General features: G+C 36.8%; 16 protein-coding genes, 1 pseudogene and 2 riboswitches. Of the genes and pseudogenes, 14 read left to right on the forward strand and 3 right to left on the reverse strand.

What is annotated here, in order from left to right; genetic code table 11:
• Positions 1-68 precede the first annotated feature (68 nt).
• A complete protein-coding gene (locus AAFN87_RS10055) occupies positions 69-620 on the reverse strand; it encodes a restriction endonuclease (RefSeq protein WP_347790932.1) in 552 nt (183 codons plus the stop codon).
• A gap of 226 nt (positions 621-846) precedes the next feature.
• On the opposite strand from AAFN87_RS10055, the gene AAFN87_RS10060 reads away from it, so the two are divergent.
• Positions 847-1044, forward strand: a complete 198-nt coding sequence (locus tag AAFN87_RS10060) for a hypothetical protein (protein ID WP_347790933.1) — start codon at positions 847-849, stop codon at positions 1042-1044.
• A 173-nt stretch (positions 1045-1217) separates the two neighbouring features.
• On the opposite strand, the gene AAFN87_RS10065 is transcribed toward AAFN87_RS10060, so the two are convergent.
• Positions 1218-2420 carry a CynX/NimT family MFS transporter gene (locus tag AAFN87_RS10065; protein ID WP_347790934.1) on the reverse strand — a complete coding sequence of 401 codons (1203 nt, stop codon included), beginning with the start codon at positions 2418-2420 and terminating at the stop codon, positions 1218-1220.
• Between the two features lie 154 nt (positions 2421-2574).
• A riboswitch (Lysine riboswitch) is annotated at positions 2575-2752 on the forward strand.
• An 84-nt stretch (positions 2753-2836) separates the two neighbouring features.
• Here AAFN87_RS10065 and AAFN87_RS10070 point away from each other — a divergent pair.
• From AAFN87_RS10070 to AAFN87_RS10090, 5 genes are all read left to right on the forward strand, one after another.
• On the forward strand, positions 2837-4291 hold the full coding sequence (locus AAFN87_RS10070) for an amino acid permease (protein WP_347790935.1): 1455 nt from the start codon (positions 2837-2839) through the stop codon (positions 4289-4291).
• Between the two features lie 260 nt (positions 4292-4551).
• Positions 4552-5235 carry an RNA 2'-phosphotransferase gene (locus tag AAFN87_RS10075; protein WP_347790936.1) on the forward strand — a complete coding sequence of 228 codons (684 nt, stop codon included), beginning with the start codon at positions 4552-4554 and terminating at the stop codon, positions 5233-5235.
• A 138-nt stretch (positions 5236-5373) separates the two neighbouring features.
• A riboswitch (purine riboswitch) is annotated at positions 5374-5475 on the forward strand.
• Between the two features lie 143 nt (positions 5476-5618).
• Positions 5619-6191: a xanthine phosphoribosyltransferase gene (locus AAFN87_RS10080; RefSeq protein WP_347790937.1), complete on the forward strand. Its 573-nt coding sequence runs from the start codon at positions 5619-5621 to the stop codon at positions 6189-6191.
• A gap of 99 nt (positions 6192-6290) precedes the next feature.
• Positions 6291-7580 carry a nucleobase:cation symporter-2 family protein gene (locus tag AAFN87_RS10085; protein WP_347790938.1) on the forward strand — a complete coding sequence of 430 codons (1290 nt, stop codon included), beginning with the start codon at positions 6291-6293 and terminating at the stop codon, positions 7578-7580.
• Between the two features lie 212 nt (positions 7581-7792).
• A complete protein-coding gene (locus AAFN87_RS10090; protein WP_347790939.1) occupies positions 7793-8110 on the forward strand; it encodes a hypothetical protein in 318 nt (105 codons plus the stop codon).
• Positions 8111-9305: 1195 nt separating this feature from the next.
• On the opposite strand, the gene AAFN87_RS10095 is transcribed toward AAFN87_RS10090, so the two are convergent.
• Positions 9306-10628, reverse strand: coding sequence for a helix-turn-helix domain-containing protein (locus AAFN87_RS10095; RefSeq protein ID WP_347790940.1), 1323 nt, complete (start codon positions 10626-10628; stop codon positions 9306-9308).
• A 122-nt stretch (positions 10629-10750) separates the two neighbouring features.
• On the opposite strand from AAFN87_RS10095, the pseudogene AAFN87_RS10100 reads away from it, so the two are divergent.
• From AAFN87_RS10100 to AAFN87_RS10135, 8 genes and pseudogenes are all read left to right on the forward strand, one after another.
• Positions 10751-10957, forward strand: a pseudogene (locus tag AAFN87_RS10100) (AbgT family transporter); the annotation flags it as partial.
• A gap of 53 nt (positions 10958-11010) precedes the next feature.
• Entirely contained in the window at positions 11011-12306 is a 1296-nt protein-coding gene (locus AAFN87_RS10105) for an amidohydrolase (RefSeq protein WP_347790941.1), read from the forward strand.
• Positions 12307-12825: 519 nt separating this feature from the next.
• Complete coding sequence (locus tag AAFN87_RS10110; RefSeq protein WP_347790942.1) at positions 12826-14388, forward strand: ABC transporter substrate-binding protein; 1563 nt, start codon at positions 12826-12828, stop codon at positions 14386-14388.
• A gap of 68 nt (positions 14389-14456) precedes the next feature.
• Positions 14457-15371 carry an ABC transporter permease gene (locus tag AAFN87_RS10115; protein WP_347790943.1) on the forward strand — a complete coding sequence of 305 codons (915 nt, stop codon included), beginning with the start codon at positions 14457-14459 and terminating at the stop codon, positions 15369-15371.
• A 15-nt stretch (positions 15372-15386) separates the two neighbouring features.
• Entirely contained in the window at positions 15387-16307 is a 921-nt protein-coding gene (locus AAFN87_RS10120) for an ABC transporter permease (RefSeq protein WP_347790944.1), read from the forward strand.
• A gap of 11 nt (positions 16308-16318) precedes the next feature.
• The gene (locus AAFN87_RS10125) at positions 16319-17305 is read left to right on the forward strand and encodes an ABC transporter ATP-binding protein (protein WP_347790945.1); all 987 of its coding nucleotides are present in this window, start codon (positions 16319-16321) and stop codon (positions 17303-17305) included.
• Complete coding sequence (locus AAFN87_RS10130) at positions 17302-18324, forward strand: ABC transporter ATP-binding protein (RefSeq protein WP_347790946.1); 1023 nt, start codon at positions 17302-17304, stop codon at positions 18322-18324. The genes AAFN87_RS10125 and AAFN87_RS10130 overlap by 4 nt, the downstream gene beginning before the upstream one ends.
• A gap of 32 nt (positions 18325-18356) precedes the next feature.
• The gene (locus AAFN87_RS10135; protein ID WP_347790947.1) at positions 18357-19562 is read left to right on the forward strand and encodes a M20 family metallopeptidase; all 1206 of its coding nucleotides are present in this window, start codon (positions 18357-18359) and stop codon (positions 19560-19562) included.
• Positions 19563-19598: the final 36 nt, after the last annotated feature.

A 19598-nucleotide genomic window follows, 5' to 3' on the forward strand; every position in this document is an offset into this window, starting at 1 on the left:
GGCAAGACAGAACAGCGTCAACAAAGAAAAAGTCGCCTCTGCATAAACTAAATGCAGCAGGCAACTTTTTATCGTTTATTCAAAATTAAATCAATTAATTCTTGGCGATCGATTAAATACACATCGTTAATATTCGCCAGTTTAATGGCTTGCTTTGTAAAATGGCTATTTGTGACAACCCATGCTTCATTCGCGTCGTACATTTTCACTGCACCGATAATTTCCTGTACCGCTTTTACGCCGACTGAACTAGAATAGCGTTTTGCCTGAACAGCAATAATATCTTTTCCGTCTTTTAAAATCAGGTCCGCCCCATAATCACCGGAAGTAGCAGTATACGATACTTTAAATCCCCGCCGCTTAAATAATTCTCCTAAGAAATGTTCGAATTCCTCACCGGTCATAACGTCAACTTCTTTAATACCAGCTTTCCGCAAACGCGCGCTATGTCTTGTTTTTCTCCAAATATTAAAGCTAAGGTAGCAAACTAAATAAATGACAATCGCACCAATAATTCCTTCAAGTGTTTTCATCACATACCACCCACCAGCACCCGCCAGAAGCAGGAACATTGGAATAAACGACTTGTTTTTTTGTCTTTTCTTTCTACGTTTTCGCAAAGTCTTTACTCCTTTATTACTCTCTGCCATTATTATAACATAAAAAGTACAAATGTTCGTATTTACTAACTCCCATAAAAGCATCCATTAATGTAGTAAAATAATTCTATGAGGATATCAACTGCACCAAGAAATAATAAGGGGATTAGCGTGATAAAGTAGTTGGGATGAAAATTTTTACTAAAAAAATATTATAATGACAAACACTAGATCCAGGAGGACTGAAATGGATACGTTTGAATATATAGTAAAGTTTATTTCTGTTACTATGAGTATAATTTTTTTAGGTATTTTTTTATTTGAGTTAGTCAATTTCATAAAAAAGAAGCGTAAAAAACAAGAAGATACTAGGAAACATATAACAGTAATGTTCATTACCGCTATGTATATAGTATTAACATTTAGCTACTTAATGACACGTTAAACTATGTAAATGCAGCGAAAGGGCTCGCCGGAATTAGGGCTAGTTAAGCGTGAACTTACTAAAAAATCTTTTAACAAAAGTGGCTGCCTCTCTTATGAAGCAGCCACTTTCTTAATTGAATAAATTGTGTATTTTTTAATGAATGTTAGTTTAATGCAATTAATGGGCTCACCTTATACATATCGGTTTTTTGAACTAATCATACCGGTAATGAATAACAGTGTAGCTGCTATCATAAACAACACATTCGGCATAAACCAGCTATCCGTTAAATCGTGAATAAAACCAAATGCGACTGGGCCTATAGCTGCAAGTAAATAACCAATTGACTGCGCAAAACCCGATAATTCGGCTGCATCGTAAGCTGTTTTAGTACGCAAATTGAATAGCATCATACAAAGCCCAAATGATGCTCCTCCTGCAAAGCCAAGGAAAATCATCCAAACTACCGCCAAACTTGTCCATTCCATAATCATGCCAGTAAATCCAATGAAATAACATACCGTAAAGAAGATAACAATTGGGCGTTGAGATGTTAATTTTGCTGCTAAAATGGGCATAATAAACGTCATCGGAATTTGTGAGAACTGCATAATGGTTACAAGCCATCCTGCGTTTTCAGGATCTATACCTTGTGCTATATAAATTTCTGGAATCCAAGTCGCTGTACAATAAAATAAAAATGATTGGAAACCCATCGCGAAGGCTATTGCCCAAGCAAGAGTGGATCGTGATAATTTTTTACTTGCCTGTTCAGTACTTGGTGCGGCAACTTCTACTTTTTTCCCTCGAAGTAATGGCAACCAAGCAATAAGTGTCAGCACACACAATATGCCTGAAAAACTAAGTGAGCCTTGCCAGCCAAATGATGATGACGCAATTGGATGACTAAACCCAGCTGCCAAACCGGCAGATAAATTCATAGAAACCGTATAAATCCCAGTTAATATACCAATATGTAATGGGAATTTCAGTTTAAAGTAACTCGGAATAAGCACATTACCAAATGCGATTGCAACCCCGATGAGTACCGTTCCTAGTACGAGTAGCGATGTTAGCCCTAACGAGCGAATGACTATACCGCCTAACAATAATATAACAGAATAAAACAGCGTTAGCTCCATACCAAATTTGCGCGAAATAGGTGCAGCGAATGGTGATACAACCGCAAATGCTAGTAGTGGGATCGTAGTTAAAAATCCTGCAAGTACATTCGAAATCCCTAGCCCTTCACGAATGAATGAAATAATAGGTCCAACTACTGTGAGCGGTGTTCGTAAGGTTGTTGCAATTAAGAAAATCGCAATAACGAAAAGTAGTGTATGTTTATTAATTATTATTTTTTTGCTTTTTTGGATTGTTGAATCATTGTCCATAAAATCCCTCCTAATAGTCAGTAATTGTATTATACCAGCAGTGTGGTTATTTCTGAATTGTTCATGAATACAGAATTCAAAAGAGGTTGCGCGCAAAAATATGATATGCTAAACTTAACCGTGTTATTATATTCATATATTATTGCCTCATGATAAGTGAGGTAGAGGTCGCAATTATTATTAGTAGTATAGCTTAGATTTTAGAGAATTGGTGAAGCTTTTACAAAAGGAATGATTGCCGAAGTGTATATACGCTCTAACGTATTTATGCTGGGGCTGTTTTCGATAAGGAACAGAACTGTCACGCATCTGCGTGTTGAGCTATCTTTCAAGTCTGATGAGATTTTTTATGTCGTCACATCGCTTGTGGCGGCTTTTTATATTTCATTATACTTGAATTAAACAAAGGAGATATTATGAGCAAAAATAAAGTAAATCAGCTTGGTCAAAAAGTTGAGCTGAAACGGAGTCTGAAAAGTCGTCATATTACGATGATTTCTTTAGGCGGAACAATTGGTACAGGATTATTTTTAGCGAGTGGTGCGTCGATTGCCCAGGCGGGTCCAGGTGGTGCGCTAGTAGCATACAGTTTAATTGGTATTATGGTGTTCTTTTTAATGACGAGCTTAGGCGAGATGGCAGCGTTTATGCCAACTTCCGGTTCATTTAGTACGTATGCAACAAAATTTGTTGATCCAGCACTTGGTTTTGCACTTGGTTGGAACTACTGGTACAACTGGGCGATAACAATTGCTGCTGAAATTGCGGCAGTATCACTTATTATGAAATATTGGTTCCCGGACAGTTCATCTGCCATGTGGACAGTATTATTTATCGCCATTATACTAACATTTAATTTACTTTCTGTCAGAGCGTACGGCGAAAGCGAATATTGGTTTTCAATGATTAAAGTGGTGACGGTAATCGTCTTTATTATCGTCAGTTTCTTAATGATTTTCGGTATTTTACGTGGTCATGATCCAATAGGGTTTGAAAACTTTTTCATTGGAGAAGCGCCATTTAAAGGTGGCTTCCTCGCAATGTTCGGTATTTTTTTAGCAGCGGGGTTCTCATTCCAAGGGACAGAGCTTTTAGGGGTTACAGCAGGGGAGACGGATGATCCAGGGAAAAATATTCCAAAGGCGGTTCGTTCGGTATTTTGGCGTATTTTATTGTTTTATATTTTCGCAATTGGCGCGATTGGATTACTCATTCCTTATACTGATTCACGTTTACTGTCTGAAGATATTGCCGTTTCGCCATTCACATTAGTATTCGACAAATTAGGTATAGCTTTCGCGGCATCTGTCATGAACGCTATTATTTTAACGGCTATACTTTCTGCAGGGAATTCAGGGCTATATGCAGCAAGTCGCATGCTATGGCAGCTAGCTGTAGACGGTAAAGCACCGAAAATTTTTGCGAAAGTAAGTAAACGCGGAATACCTGTATATGCACTTTTAGCAACAATAGCTGTTGGTAGTATAGCGTTTTTAGCTTCGTTTTTTGGTGATGGTGTCGTTTATATATGGCTACTAAATGCTTCGGGTTTGTCAGGTTTTATTGCTTGGCTCGGTATAGCTATTAGTCATTATCGTTTTCGAAAAGCTTATATCGCACAAGGTCGAGATTTGAATGCATTACCATACCGTGCAAAGCTATATCCATTCGGTCCACTTTTTGCCTTTACAATGTGCTTAATTGTTATTTTAGGACAAAACTATACGGCATTTACTGGTGGTTCCATTGACTGGGAGGGCATAATCATTTCTTATATCGGTATTCCACTATTCGGAGCACTGTGGTTAGGCTATAAAATTAAATACAAAACAAAACTCATTCCGCTACAAGAATGTGATTTGGATTATTAAAACAATCGGCAAAGTTCCTTACGTGAATTTTGCCGATTTTTAATGTATTCTAATAATTGGATATTTTTCCAATAGGTAATGCTATAATAAAAATATTGAAGTTTTTAATGTGAAATTAATGAAACCCAAACATAGATGGTATTATCGTAGTATTATAGAAGAAATAAAAATTCACTATCTAATTGCAATGCTATTCCCGTATATACAAACAATGTTGGGTAAGCAGTTTGCAAAGGATGAATGCTAAAGGAAGCGAGTATATGACGGTATCAGTAGGATTTTATAAAAAAATTCGTGAATGGGTAATCGGTTCATCTGGTGAAATTGATTTTCGACCTTTCCAAGTAGACGGCAATCCATATAAATCGCGTGTCTTTTTAGTAGGGGCACACCCTACACCAAAAATTGACAGTGAATCAACTAGCGAAAGTGTTTATATTGACTCATTAGTATATGGTGATTTGTTTGAAGAATTATACGGCTATCAAATCGTGAAACAATCCCGCGAATATAGTGGTACACTTAGCTTTGTTCAATGGATGAAGCAGGAGTTTGACGAAAATGTAGTTGTTACTTATGTTAACGCACTACAAACGAACAGTGCAGAGGAATTAAAACAGGCACGCAAACAAATGCCAGACGCATATTTCAAGGGACAACAAATATTTAAAGAGGTTGTACATGAATTTCAGCCGGATACGATTATTTTACATGGTACGCAAGCGGTGCAGCAGTTTCGATTACTTTTGGATGGGCAGTTAATAGATGATAAAGCGTCCATTGACAAAGTGCAACATTTAGAGGAATTAGGTGTTTTTGCTGAAATACAACTAGAAAATGGTCATAAAATTCAAGTGCTGGCTTGTCGTAGTATGAGGTATTTTGGAAAAGACGGTGCATCTTTTGCAAACTTTAAGGAACGTATTCGCGAATTATACGTCTAAATGTAGTAATTCGGTAAAAACGAACATTGTATTATGAAATGGATAAATAACATGCTGAATTCCGAAAAATCCGAATCGTTTTATTATTTTATATACCATTGCATTTCGAAAATACGAAGATTATAATTGGAACATTCTTATAAAACTTAAAACTTTACTCATATAATAGCGAGGATAGGGCTTGCGAGTTTCTACCGACTTACCGTAAAGAAGTCGACTATGGGAAGTAGTAGTTAGCAAGGCGAATGTTCATGGCGTATTTTGTCGTTTGCTAATATTTCTTTCGATTTTTAAAACTCGGAAGGCTCTTCTCTTTTTTGAAAGGGGGCCTTTCGGGTTTTTTATATTAGTAAAGTTTCAGCTAAATAGAGGAGGAGCTTTTTATGAAGCTTTTAAAAGATAAAATTGAGCAAGAAGGAAAAGTATTATCGGACGTTGTACTAAAAGTAGATTCATTTTTAAATCACCAAATTGATCCAATGTTAATGAAAGAGGTTGGTGAGGAATTTGCGAATCGCTTTAGTGATCAAGTCATTACAAAAGTATTAACAATTGAATCTTCTGGTATTGCGCCAGCAACATTTTTAGGTTTAACACTTGGAGCGCCAGTAGTATTCGCTCGTAAACGCAAATCATTAACTTTAACAGATAACTTATATTCTTCAAAAGTACATTCTTTCACAAAAAATGAAACAAATGAAATTTCTGTTTCAAAAAGCTTCCTATCAGCAGATGATAATATCATCATTATCGACGATTTCCTAGCAAACGGCGAAGCACTTAGAGGTTTACTAGATATCGCTAAACAAGCAGGTGCCAATGTTGTTGGTGCTGGTATCGTCATCGAAAAAGGTTTCCAAGATGGTGGTAAGCAATTACGTGAAGAAGGTCTCCGCATTGAATCATTAGCAAATATTAAATCTTTAGCAAATGGTAAAGTTGAATTTTTTGATTAATAAATAGCTCAGGTTAAAGAAGTTTTCATTCTGTCAAGACGGATGCGCTCGAAAGGACAAGCGCTTAGCTCTTTTCTAACTTAGGAGGATTTTCTTTTTATGAATAACTTTAAGGCAACGACACTTGGTATTCAGCATTTGCTTGCGATGTATGCGGGGGCTATTTTAGTCCCGCTCATTATCGGAGGCGAGCTTGGCTTCACTTCAGCGCAATTGACGTATTTAGTAGCTATCGATATTATGATGTGCGGGATCGCAACATTACTACAAGTGTGGAGAGGTAAATTCGTAGGAATTGGTTTGCCTGTCGTACTTGGCTGTACATTTACTGCAGTGAGCCCAATAATAGCAATTGGTAAATCAGGTGGCTTAGGCGATATTTACGGAGCAATTATCGCTTCTGGTATTATTATCGTAATCATTTCAGGCGTTTTTGGTTTACTGGTACCGTTCTTCCCGCCAGTTGTAACAGGGTCTGTTGTAACAATTATTGGTGTCAGCTTAATTCCCGTTGCTATTAATAATATGGGCGGTGGCCAAGGAGCACCTGATTTTGCATCAGGCTCTAATGTTGCACTGGCGTTCATTACTTTGCTTATTATTCTAGTAATTTACCGATTTTCAACAGGATTCATTCGTGCTATTTCGATTTTATTAGGTTTATTGTTTGGAACTATTGTTGGTGGATTTATGGGGAAAGTAAGCTTAGCGCCAGTCGTAGAGGCTTCTTGGCTACATGTAGCTAAACCGTTCTATCTTGCAACACCGACATTTGACATATCTGCAATCGTAACGATGACACTTGTTGCGATGGTTTCTCTAGTTGAGTCAACAGGTGTTTACTATGCTTTAAGTGATATTTGTAAAAAGGATTTAACTTCAAAAGACTTATCAAAAGGGTATCGTGCAGAAGGACTAGCTTCAATTATTGGAGGTATTTTCAACGCATTCCCTTATACAACTTTCTCGCAAAACGTTGGTCTTATCCAAATGTCTGGCGTGCGTGACCGTAAAGTAATTTTCATTACAGGTGGTATGCTACTTGTACTTGGTTTCTTACCAAAAGTTGCTGCTTTAACAACAATCATTCCAACACCAGTACTTGGTGCGGCGATGTTAGCGATGTTCGGTATGGTTGTTACGCAAGGTATTAAAATGCTAGCACCAGAAATTATGAAATCAATGGAAAATGCGATGGTAGCAGCTATTGCGGTTGGTCTTGGGGTCGGCGTATCGGTAGTACCAGGCTTATTCGCAGCATTACCAACAACATTTGGTTTGAATATTTTAACTTCAAACGGTATTGTTTGTGGTTCTGTAACAGCGATTTTCCTAAACATCGTATTCAATATGATTGGACCGAAAAAAGAAGACCCAATGCATTTCTAATGTGAATAAAGATTTCAGTGAATACCCCACATTTTCATTGGAATTGGAATGTTATCACCTACTTTAACTATTTAATCTAGTTAAGGTAGGTGATTTTTTACGTAGTGAAGTATTGCGGGAAACATTATTTTCAACAAAATGTGAGTTAACGAGAGGATAGTTTCAGTTCAAACGGAGAACATATTCCTAACTATAGATTTGGAGTGTTGCATTTGAACAAAAGATTTTTTTTGTTTTTATTTGGATTATTCATATATTGGTTGAGCTATGACTCAATAAATGCAAATTCCAAAGATGTTCCTCGGCCTGAATCATTTGAAGAGATTTTTACAAAGGGTGGGTATAAAACGGTTGAGGCAGGACTTGAGGAATTTGAAGATTATTATAAACAAAAACTTAAGCTGCCACTTAGTGTATCACCGATAAGTTTTACACATCATTTCGGGCAATTTATTCGTTCGAATGACAGCATAAAAGATTCCTTTGAAGTGAAATTTATTAGTGATCAAATACCGGAAAACCATTTTTAAATTAGTGTTCGCCCTATAAGGAATAAAATGGATTTCGGTAAATTTATTACAAAAATCTTCAAACTAAGTAATGGTAGTGAAGCGAAATATATGGAGGTGCCTAATTTCCCTTTTAATTTTTTAGTATTCTAAAAAGATCAATGGCAATATATATTCAGTATTGATAATAGAGTTTCGGAAACAGTAACAGCTGAAGTGATGGTTCAGATTGCGAATTCAATTGATTATAAAAGTGAAACGCATGATTAAAAATGAGCTTTAGTTTAAGTAGTGTGTGATTATTTCATATTAGAATATATTGCTAATGAAAATGCTTCGAGGTATAAAACTTCGAAGCTTTTTTTTTGAAAGATAAATATAAATTTCTGAAGTTCTAGCAGTGTCTAGCTTCAGCGCTCAGCCCTTCGAGGTCGCAATCGAACGGGAAAGTTGCTTCCGTCTCCTCGCCGCTCTGTATTTCGCTAAATTTTATCAACAAATTACAGCGAAGAAATAGCAATATATGTATATTGGATAAAATGGCTCTTTATTAGAATTAGAAGATGAAATTATTTATAAAGCACTTGTTGATTGGAGTGGAGCCAGCGTGACTCCTTGGGGATTAGCGTCAAATATGTACAAAGGCTAGGATCGTCACATCATGTGACAACGCCTTCGTGACCAACGTCCTGTTGGCCCGAGACCCTGGAGCGAGCTTGCGAGTGAAGCGGCTCATCGGACGCCCCCAGGAAAGCACGCTGGGGGAACGGAAATCAACCCCAAGTTATGGTGAAGATCAAAATAATCCATATATAACTCTCTAATTTGAGCCATTCGGTATAAACGTCTTAAAGAATTGTCCGCTTTTTATAGAGTCTCACTAAGTATTGCTTTGAAAAAACAGACGCCTTCTAAGTTAAAAATGAACTAAAACATCATATAAAAGCGAATCAAATAAAAGAGTTAGTAATAATTATTTGTGATTTCTAACAATCAACTTATGAAAAATATGCGGTAATTATTGAATTCAAAATATTTTTTGAGTAAAAAGCCATTTTCTCAAAATTGACATACGACTTAAAAATAAATAAGTGCATTTCCGAATGCTTTTTAATATTAATAATTAAACATTCGGAATGGCACTTATTTTTAAATATGTTGTATATGATTTGTAACAAAATAAAGTTTTGTCATTTTTTATAGTATGTTAGAAAGTTTACTCTACCGTTTTGTGTAATGATATTTTATAAACTTTAGGCGGACGACCTTTTACGTGTAAAAGTTTCTTTTCTAACACAGTTGCGTAACCTGTTTCTTGTAATCTTTTTAAAATGCGATTAGCTGTTCTAATAGAGATAGATAAATGTGCTGCCAAATCTTCCGCCATCACTTCATCTGTCTTTAATTTTTCTAACACGGCACTAATTTTTTGGAGTTGAAATAGCGCCAAATTTGTTTGTTCTGCTACTTCATTTAATTCTTTGTCATTCATTGCCGGTGTCATCTGGCTTTGACCATCAAGTGGACCGATTACCTGATTTTCTTTTGTTAGTACATAGCTTTGTGTAAATCCACCTTGACAAAATGTTGCTGCTTTTTCTGCCTGTAAACGTGATTCATCTAATGTTTTTCCTATACCCCATCCGATTTTAACTTTAAAAGGAAGTTCTTTTTCAAGAAAGTCCGTAAGAGAACAAGATTTTAAATTGTTTGTAATCGTTAACAAGTCGATGTAATTTGTGATGATTTCATAGTGGATCGCACTTTTAAAAGTAATTAATGGAATGCCGAGTTCACGATTAAAATCTAAAATTGCTTTATATAATGCGATTTGACGATATTCAATTTCATGTGCATCATTTTGAGCTGTTGAGAAAATAAGGCGACCTGTTACTACTTGGCTATTAGTTAACTGTACAAGTTCAATTTCTTTAATAAGCTTTGTTAAAGTAATAACCATACTATACTCAGTTGGTACGACTAGAATGGGCTCAATATGATCTTCTTTCAAGTGTTGATGTAAATTCGTTAGACGCGTAAAGGAATAGCGCACCTTCTTTTCACGCCACAACGATAAATGACGATTACTAACAATGTCATAGGTATCTGGATGGCCAAATATTTCGATTGTATCACTTAAAATATAAGGAAAATCTTCTTGTGGTAACCACTGTTTTAAGTCTAAGTAATTATTTTCATTATAGATAAAATCAATAATAGATTCCTTTAATGAAAAGCTAGGGTCTTTATACTGAATTTCAGCTAGTGTATAGTAAAAATCCCTTTGTGAAATATCAAAAAACGTTCTTGGGACAAAATTCGCCTCGTTAGGAAGCTTGCTTTGAATATGTAAATATGGAATTTGACCACTAAACGCTATGCCGTCAAACTTATTTGCATGCTCCAAAAATAACGCCTCTAGTTCTATCGAAGAGTTATAAAAATAAAAAGTATATGACACATTATCTAATTGTAGCTGCTTAATTTTTTCCATCCAAACATAAGAGTATTTCGTAGAGAAGATGCAGATTTTGTACAATTTTAAATTCCCCCTATTTTCCCTATTGTATTAATTTTCAGTTTAGTTTAAATTTATTTTAAGACATTGCAAAAATATGTCCAGAATAAAAAAAAGGCGGATATTAAGTACTTAGTTATCACCCAGCGTTTATTCGATTAGCATATCGTATAGATGAGTTATCAATAGATATGGTAACTCCGTTAAACACCTATTTTGTTATTATCCTAGGGTTTATGCAAGTATATAACAAACGCGCAGGTATCGGCACATTGATGTCATTAATGATTCCGTATACGATTGTCTTTTTAATTGCGGATCCTATTCATGCTAGTATTTGTACTATTTAATATCCCGATTGGTCTAGGAGTACATCACTTATTAAACTAGAAAGGTGTTTAAAATGAAATCCATCCAACTAGATAAAGATTATTTACAAACATTAATTGAATGGCGTCGTGATTTCCACCAGTATCCAGAAGTAGGTTGGTTGGAGTTTCGTACATCATCTATTATTGCGAATTATTTGAACGATTGGGGATATGATGTAAAAGTTGGCAAGGAAGTTGTTGTAGGGGAGCGATTAGGCGTCCCTGAGCAACTAATTTTAGACGAGTATTATGAACGTGCACAGCAAAATGGAGCGCCACAGCAATGGTTAGACAAAATGGTAGGCGGTTATACAGGTGTCATTGCGACCTTGGATACAGGGAAGGAAGGGCCTACTATCGCATTTCGTGTTGACATTGATGCGTTACCAATATTGGAATCCAAAGAAAACGGGCATATTCCCGAGCAGCTAGGATTCCGTTCTAAAAATGAAGGTTTTATGCATGCTTGTGGTCATGATAGCCACGCCACAATTGGTTTAGGTTTTGCACATCAACTGATGCATTATAAAGAACAGCTAAAGGGGAAAATAATTTTAATTTTCCAGCCGGCTGAGGAAGGTGTTCGAGGAGCGAATGCAATTGTTGACTCATTATCGTTAGATGATGTGGAATATTTATTTGCTTTGCATATCGGTACTGGGGTTCCTAAAGGTACTTTTGTTGCAGGTACTTATGGGTTTTTAGCTTCTACTAAATATAATGTGACATTTACCGGTTTAGCATCACATGCAGGGGCGTTACCGGAGCGAGGGAAAAATGCACTTTTAGCGAGTGCGCAAGCGACACTTGCCTTGCATAGTTTGCCGCCACATAGCGATGGTGTTTCACGAGTAAATGTCGGAATCCTACATGCAGGAAATGGGCGTAATATTATACCTTCTGTAGCTGAAATGCAGCTAGAGATACGTGGGGAAACAACGGAAATAAATGAATTTTACGAGGAGCAAGTAGAGCATGTTATTCATGGTGCAGCAGCCATGTATAACATAGAAGCAACAATTGAAAAAGTAGGGCGCGCTATTACTGTTCCGTCTGATCCAAAATTGGCACATATTCTTGCTAAGGCTGCTCGTAAAACAGCTATTGAAGAAGTAATTGAATATCAAGATTTTAAAGCAGGCTCTGAAGATGCAACATTTTTAATGCAAAAAGTACAGCACAATGGTGGACAAGCAAGCTATTCGATTATCGGTACTAATTTAGCAGCAGGCCATCATCATGAGCGCTTTGATATTGAAGAAGATGATATGTTGTTAGCCATTGAAATTTGGTTAAATACTGTCTTTCAAATATATGAGGAACTATAAAAGTACCACCTTCTTTTTTTACTTTCTATATATTTGGCTGCAAAATGCGTAAAAAAGGAGCGTATGAAAAATGACTTTTCGAACGCTCTTTTTCAGCGCAACAATTGCATCAACAGTTGGGCTTTGGAGCGCTCCTGCTGCTATCATCTTTCACAAACGACTAATTTCGATAATCTCATCTGAAATTTCAGATGATCGCTGTAATATTGACATTTTTTACTCCATGTTTCTAATGATTATAAAAAACTATCAAATATTAAATATTTTACATTTCCACTGTAATACGCAAATGGAGAGAGATGTATTAAAGAAACAGAATATTATTTTTCTTTTAATATAACATTAGTTAGATATATGTAGCGAGATTGTATGTCGAAAATTCTCGCAATTTGTTCTATTTAGAATTTTTTTGTTGCAAAACACGTTTTTTTGTAGGAAAATGATTAAACGAATGGTAGTAAAGTAATAAAACGGCAAAATGTAATTTATTATCATTCAATAATAACAGGGGGGATTTAAATGAATAAAAAAATATTATCATTACTGTTATTTGCATTTGTTTTAATTTTAAGTGCATGTAGTTCAGATGATAGTTCAAATGGTGAAGCAGGTGGAAGTACAACCTCAACACCAGAAAATCAAAGTAAAGACTTAACAATCGCAATCGGTTCAGATATGTTAGGGTTTGATATTCATGACCATAGCAATACATCTACAGAATCTATTCATCAAAACATGTTTGATTACTTATTTAAACGTGATGCAAACGATGAATTACAACCGATGTTGGCAGATTCATATGAAATAGTTAATGATACAACATTGAAAGTTTCCTTAAAACAAGGTGTTAAATTCCATAATGGAGATGAATTTACGGCGGAAGATGTGAAATTCTCTTTAGAGCGTGTTGCACAAACACCGACATTAAAGGAAAACCCTAACTATAAACAAATTAAAGAAGTGCAAGTAGTAGATAAATATACTGTGAATATTATTACGTTTGAACCAGAACCTTCAATTATTCACCGTTTATCACGAATAGGTTCTGGCATGCTCCCTAAAAAATATATAGAAGAAAATGGATGGGATTACTTCCTAGAACATCCGATCGGTACAGGTCCTTATAAATTTGTCGAGTGGGTACGCGATAACAAAATTGTATTCGAGAAATTTGACGACTACTATCAAGGGGACATAAGTGAGTGGGATACAGTAACATTCCGTATTATTCCTGAAAACTCAACACGCGTTTCTGAACTACTAACAGGTGGCGTTGATATTGCGACAAATATTCCACCCGCTGACTGGGATCGTGTTAACAGTAATAAGGGGACAAGTCTAAAACAAGAAGTATCGAACCGGGCAATTATCTTAAAGCTTCGTACAACAGAAGGTTATCCAACTTCGGACGTTCGAGTTCGCCAAGCAATTGATTATGCAATTAACGACGGAATGTTAACAGAAGTAGCGTTGAAGGGTGCCGGCATTCCTGTTCTTTCAATAGTTGGACCAGGAAACTTTGGTCATGAACCAAGCTTATATAATACGTTTAACTATGATCTTGAAAAATCAAAGAAATTATTAGCTGAAGCAGGCTATCCTGATGGCTTTGAAATGACATTACATTCACCAAAAGGCCGCTACCTAATGGATGCAGAAGTATCTGAATTAATTGTAGGTATGTTAAGCCAAGTCGGCATTAAAGTAAAACTTGAATTCATGGAGTGGAGCAACTTTGTTGAAATGCGTAATGCTAATAAAAATAAAGATGCCTACATGCTAGGAATGGGTAACTCAATGTATGATGCAGCATATACTGCTGACTTCTATAGTGCAGAGCGTAATGTTGGCCATACTGACTACTCTAATCCAAAGATCGAAGAATTATTAGCACAATCTAAAGTAAATATGGACCCTACAACTCGAGAAAAGCAGCTTCAAGAAATTGAAAAAATTGCCGCAGAAGATACACCTTATATTAACCTTTACATTGAAGAAATCAATGTAGGTGTAAATGATCGTATTGACTTCACGCCAACTTCTGATGAAATGCTTTATGCACCATATATGAAATTAAAATGAAAGTGAAAGTGAGTATGGGCCGGTAGACAAGTATTGTCTCTGGTCCTTCTCTATTTGGAGGTGTTACGATGCTGAAATTTATAGTGAAAAAATTGTTAGAGATTGTCCCTGTATTGCTAATTATTTCATTTATTGTTTTTACGCTTGTGTTTGTAGCTGGGGACCCGGTTGCTTTGATGCTGCCTGATGATGCTACCCAAGAAGATATAAATAATTTACGAGAAGCTATGGGCTTAAACGACCCATTTATCGTTCAATACGGCAACTATATGCTAGGTGTGCTGCAAGGTGATTTTGGAGATTCATTCCGTTACAACACAGCAGCCTTGCCGTTAGTTTTAGAACGGCTACCCGCTACCTTGGAATTAGCGGCAGCATCAATGGTCATTGCGATACTGATTGCCATTCCTTTTGGCATTTGGTCAGCAACGAAACGTAATACAATACTAGATTTGTTTGTAACGGGTACGTCAGTAGTTGCAAAAGCAATGCCGAACTTCTGGCTAGGTATTATGCTCATCTTAATTTTTTCAGTAACACTAGGTATGCTTCCTGTATCGGGGCATGGAACGTGGCAGCATTTAATTTTACCAGCGATTACTTTAGGTACAGGCATTGGTGCTGAGATGACACGTTTAGTACGTTCGAGTATGGTTGACATTTTAAACCAGGAATATGTTAGAACAGCAAAAAGTAAAGGGATTAACCGCTTTTTTGTTGTGTATAAACATGCATTTCGAAATTCTTTAATTCCTGTTATTACGATTACAGCACTGCAAATTTCTACACTTGTAGGGGGCGCACTTATTACTGAAACAGTATTTTCTTGGCCAGGGCTTGGCCAGCTGTTAATTCAAGCCGTAAATACACGCGATATGGCAATTGTACAGGCAAGCGTATTCGTTATTGCAATATTAGTAATTGTCATGAATTTAATTGCCGACATGTTATATCGTGTATTAGACCCGCGCATTAAGTATTAAAGGGAGGGAAAAAGTATGTCAGAGCAGATTACAACGGTTGAAAAAGAAATTCCATATACGCAAGTAAAAAAGCAGTCCGGCGCAGGGAAAATATTGAAGTCGTTATTGCGCAGTAAAACTGGGTTGGTTGGATTTATTATTGTGTTCATTGTAGCATTCATCGCTATTTTCGCCCCATGGCTTGCTCCCTTTGATCCTGGAGCAATGGATGTAACAAAAATATTGAAGCCGCCGATTTGGATTGATGGAAGCGATCCGGCACATATACTAGGAACAGATAATTTAGGTCGTGATATATTAAGCCGTATTATTTACGGGTCGCGGGTGTCTTTACTAGTAGGGATATCAGCGGTAGCTTTAGCTGGGATTATAGGACTCATCGTCGGATTAGTTGCAGGATTTTACGGTGGCATAGTTGATATGATTCTAATGCGTTTAGTCGATTCATTTTTAGCAATTCCAAATATTTTATTTGCTTTAGTATTCTTAGCAGTTTTTGGTGCAAGTGTACCGACATTAATTATTGTAATAGGTGTAACAAATTGGGTTGCTTATGCAAGGATTGTGCGAAGCGAAGCACTGTCTATAAAAGAACGAGAATTTGTGAAAGCTGCACGGTCTATAGGGGTAAGAAATCCACTCATTATTATTCGTCATATTTTACCGAATGTCATATCGTCATTTATTGTTATTTCAACATTAAGCGTTGCATCAACTATTATCTTAGAAGCTTCTTTAAGTTTCTTAGGTTTAGGTATTCAGCCACCAACTATTTCGTGGGGCGGGATTTTAAGTGATGGCCGTGACTATTTAGCGACAAGCTGGTGGTTAGCTACTTTGCCAGGTTTAGCAATTACGATTACTGTATTAGGCATTATTTTCTTGGGAGATTGGTTACGTGATATTCTTGACCCTCGCTCTCAAGGTAGAGGTTAGGAGGCAGCACCATGAAATCAAATGTCATTTTAAAAGTAGAAGATTTACATACTTATTTTCGTACAAGTAGCGGTGACGTACCTTCAGTAAATGGCGTATCTTTTGAAATAAAAGAAGGTGAAACACTAGCGATTGTAGGGGAATCTGGTTCAGGAAAAAGCGTAACATCTTTATCAATAATGGGGCTCATCGAGAAGCCAGGTGAAATCCGTAAAGGAAAAATACTATTTGGCGACGTAGATTTAGCGAAGGTTAGCGAAAGCCAATACCGAAAACTGCGCGGTAATGATGTTGCAATGATTTTCCAAGAACCATTAACATCATTGAACCCTTTATTCACAGTTGGTAACCAAATTTCGGAGTCTATTAAACTGCATCAAGGATTGGATAAAAAGCAAGCGAAAATAAAAGGAATTGAAATGCTAAAGCATGTAGGGATTCCTCGTCCAGAAAAAGTATTTGATTCATATCCTCACACGTTAAGTGGAGGGATGCGTCAACGTGTGATGATTGCGATTGCTTTATCATGCCAGCCTAAATTACTTATTGCTGATGAGCCTACAACAGCACTAGATGTAACAATCCAAGCGCAAATTTTGGATTTGATGCGCAAGCTTTCTAAAGAAGAGCATACAGCTATTTTATTAATTACCCATGATTTAGGTGTAGTAGCTGAAATGGCCGATCGAGTTGCAGTTATGTATTGCGGTCAAGTAGTAGAATTTGGAGATGTTTATAGTATTTTTGATAATCCGCTACATCCTTATACACAAGGGCTTTTGGATAGTACACCAAAGTTTTTTGAAGAAAATGAAGTGCTGACTTCTATTAAAGGAACTGTCCCAACGATGGATAATATGCCGAAGGGCTGTAAATTCTGTCCACGTTGTCCATTGGCTTTTGATAAATGTATGGAAGCAGAACCACAATTAAAACAGCTAGATAATGGACGACAAGTACGTTGTTGGTTAATAGAACAAGAGGAGGCGATTTCATGACAACGCCTTTAGAGGAAAAGAATGTTTTATTAGATGTAGTGAACTTAATAAAGCACTTTGAAATAAAAGAAGGTTTTCGCCAAACAAAGAGTTTAAAAGCCGTGGATGATATTTCATTTCAAGTATTTGAAGGAGAGACGCTTGGCATTGTAGGGGAGTCTGGATGCGGCAAGTCTACGACAGGAAATCTGCTAATGCATCTTTTAGATAAGACGAGCGGAGCAATCGTTTTTAATGGCGTCGATATGGATGACATGAGCCGGGAGCAGTTAAGAAAATCTCGAGCAGATATTCAAATGATTTTCCAAGATCCGTTTTCTTCTTTAAATCCAAGGATGCGCGTAATGGATATTATTGCTGAACCGATTAAGACACATTTGAAAAAGTCGAAAAAGGAAAGAGAACAGCTGGTTTATGAATTGATGGATGCTGTTGGTCTCCCTAGACAGTATGCGTACCGATTTCCGCATGAATTTTCTGGTGGCCAAAGACAGCGTATCGGCATTGCACGGGCTATCGCTTTACGCCCTAAGCTAATTATTTGTGATGAGCCTGTTTCTGCATTGGATGTATCGATTCAGGCACAAATCTTAAATTTGCTCATTCGTTTGCAAAAAGAATTTAACCTGACATTTATCTTCATTGCCCATGGACTGCCGGCAGTAAAATATATTAGCGATCGAATTGCAGTAATGTATTTAGGGAAAATTGTAGAAATTACAACAAAAGAGCAATTGTTTAATAATCCTATGCATCCTTATACGAATAGCTTAGTGGCAGCTGTTCCATTGCCAGATCCAAAAATTCGTGATTCAAGAGAACGGATGATTTTGCAAGGAGATATTCCGAGCAATGTCGACTTACCAACAGGATGCCGGTTCCATACAAGATGCCCATTTGCTCAGGAAAAATGTAAAATCGATTCGCCAGAGTTAATAGAATTAGAATCGGGGCACCAAGTAGCTTGTTTTTATCCTGTTCAACATGAGAATAAACAATTAGTAAAGGTAAATAGTTAATCGTTTGTACAAAAATTTCGAAAAGAGGGGAAATGTCAAAACGATTCGTTTTTCAAATCGTGACAAATATTATGAAAAAATATATTGAAGAAAATCAAAGCAATATGTTTACATTGTTGAAAAGATTAGTGAATCAGGACTCGGGAAGTGATTATAAAGAAGGTGTTGATAAAGTCGGCAAAATTCTTGCACAAGAATTTGAGCAATTAGACTTTGTTGTAAAAGAAGTGCCGCAGCAAATCACTGGCAATCATTTAGTCATTCAGCATAAAGATGCTGTCGCTCCCTCAGTTTTATTAGTAGCTCACATGGATACAGTATTTGGTTCGAATACTGTATCCACTTGGCCATTCAGTATAAATGGCGACCTTGCACATGGTCCAGGGGTTTATGATATGAAGGGAAGTCATGTGACGTTGATCTATGCTTTAAAAGCACTGATTAATAATGGTGAAGCAGATATGCTGAAGAACATTGTCATTATCTTTAATTCCGATGAGGAAATTGGCTCTCCGACATCTCGCAACCTGATTGAGAAAATGGCGGTCGGAAAAAATTGCTGTCTATGCATGGAGCCAGCTCGTGCAAATGGAGCATTAGTAAGTGGAAGACGCGGCGGCGGGGGCTATGTCATTAAAGTATATGGGAAAGCCGCACATGCTGGCGCTGCTCCACAAGACGGTGCAAATGCCATAGCAGAGATTGCCTATAAAATCATTAAACTACAAGAGCTAAATGATCTTGCTAAAGGTATTAGTGTCAATGTAGACGTTATACATGGTGGTACTGCAGCCAATGTGATTGCAGATTATGTGGAAGTAAATGTAGATATTCGTACTTCAAAATTTGAGCATGGAGAAATGCTGGAGAAAAAGATTGCTCAAATTTGTAAAGAGGTACATGTTCCAGGTACAAGAACGGAAATGGTTGGAGGTATTAGACGTCCTCCGATGGAAAAAAATGAGGGGACAGTCTTACTGCTCGAGAGGATTTATGAAGTAAGTAAGGAAATAGGATTTGATTTAAAAGATGTGTCGAGTGGTGGTGGAGGAGATGCCTCATTCACAGCTGCAATGGGCATTCCTACCATTGATGGTTTAGGACCTATAGGGGGAAATGCACATTCTGAAAAAGAATATCTAGAAATTTCTTCCGTAACTGAGCGTACGTTATTGTTAGCGAAACTAATAAAAAGCTTATCTGTAAAGCCGCTTCAGCTTAATGAAGTGTATGCGTAATTATAGGGAAAGAGACCGTTTAATATGGCGGTCTCT

Origin of the sequence: Solibacillus sp. CAU 1738, from assembly GCF_039888725.1 — a bacterium.
Taxonomy (GTDB): Bacteria; Bacillota; Bacilli; order Bacillales_A; family Planococcaceae; genus Metasolibacillus.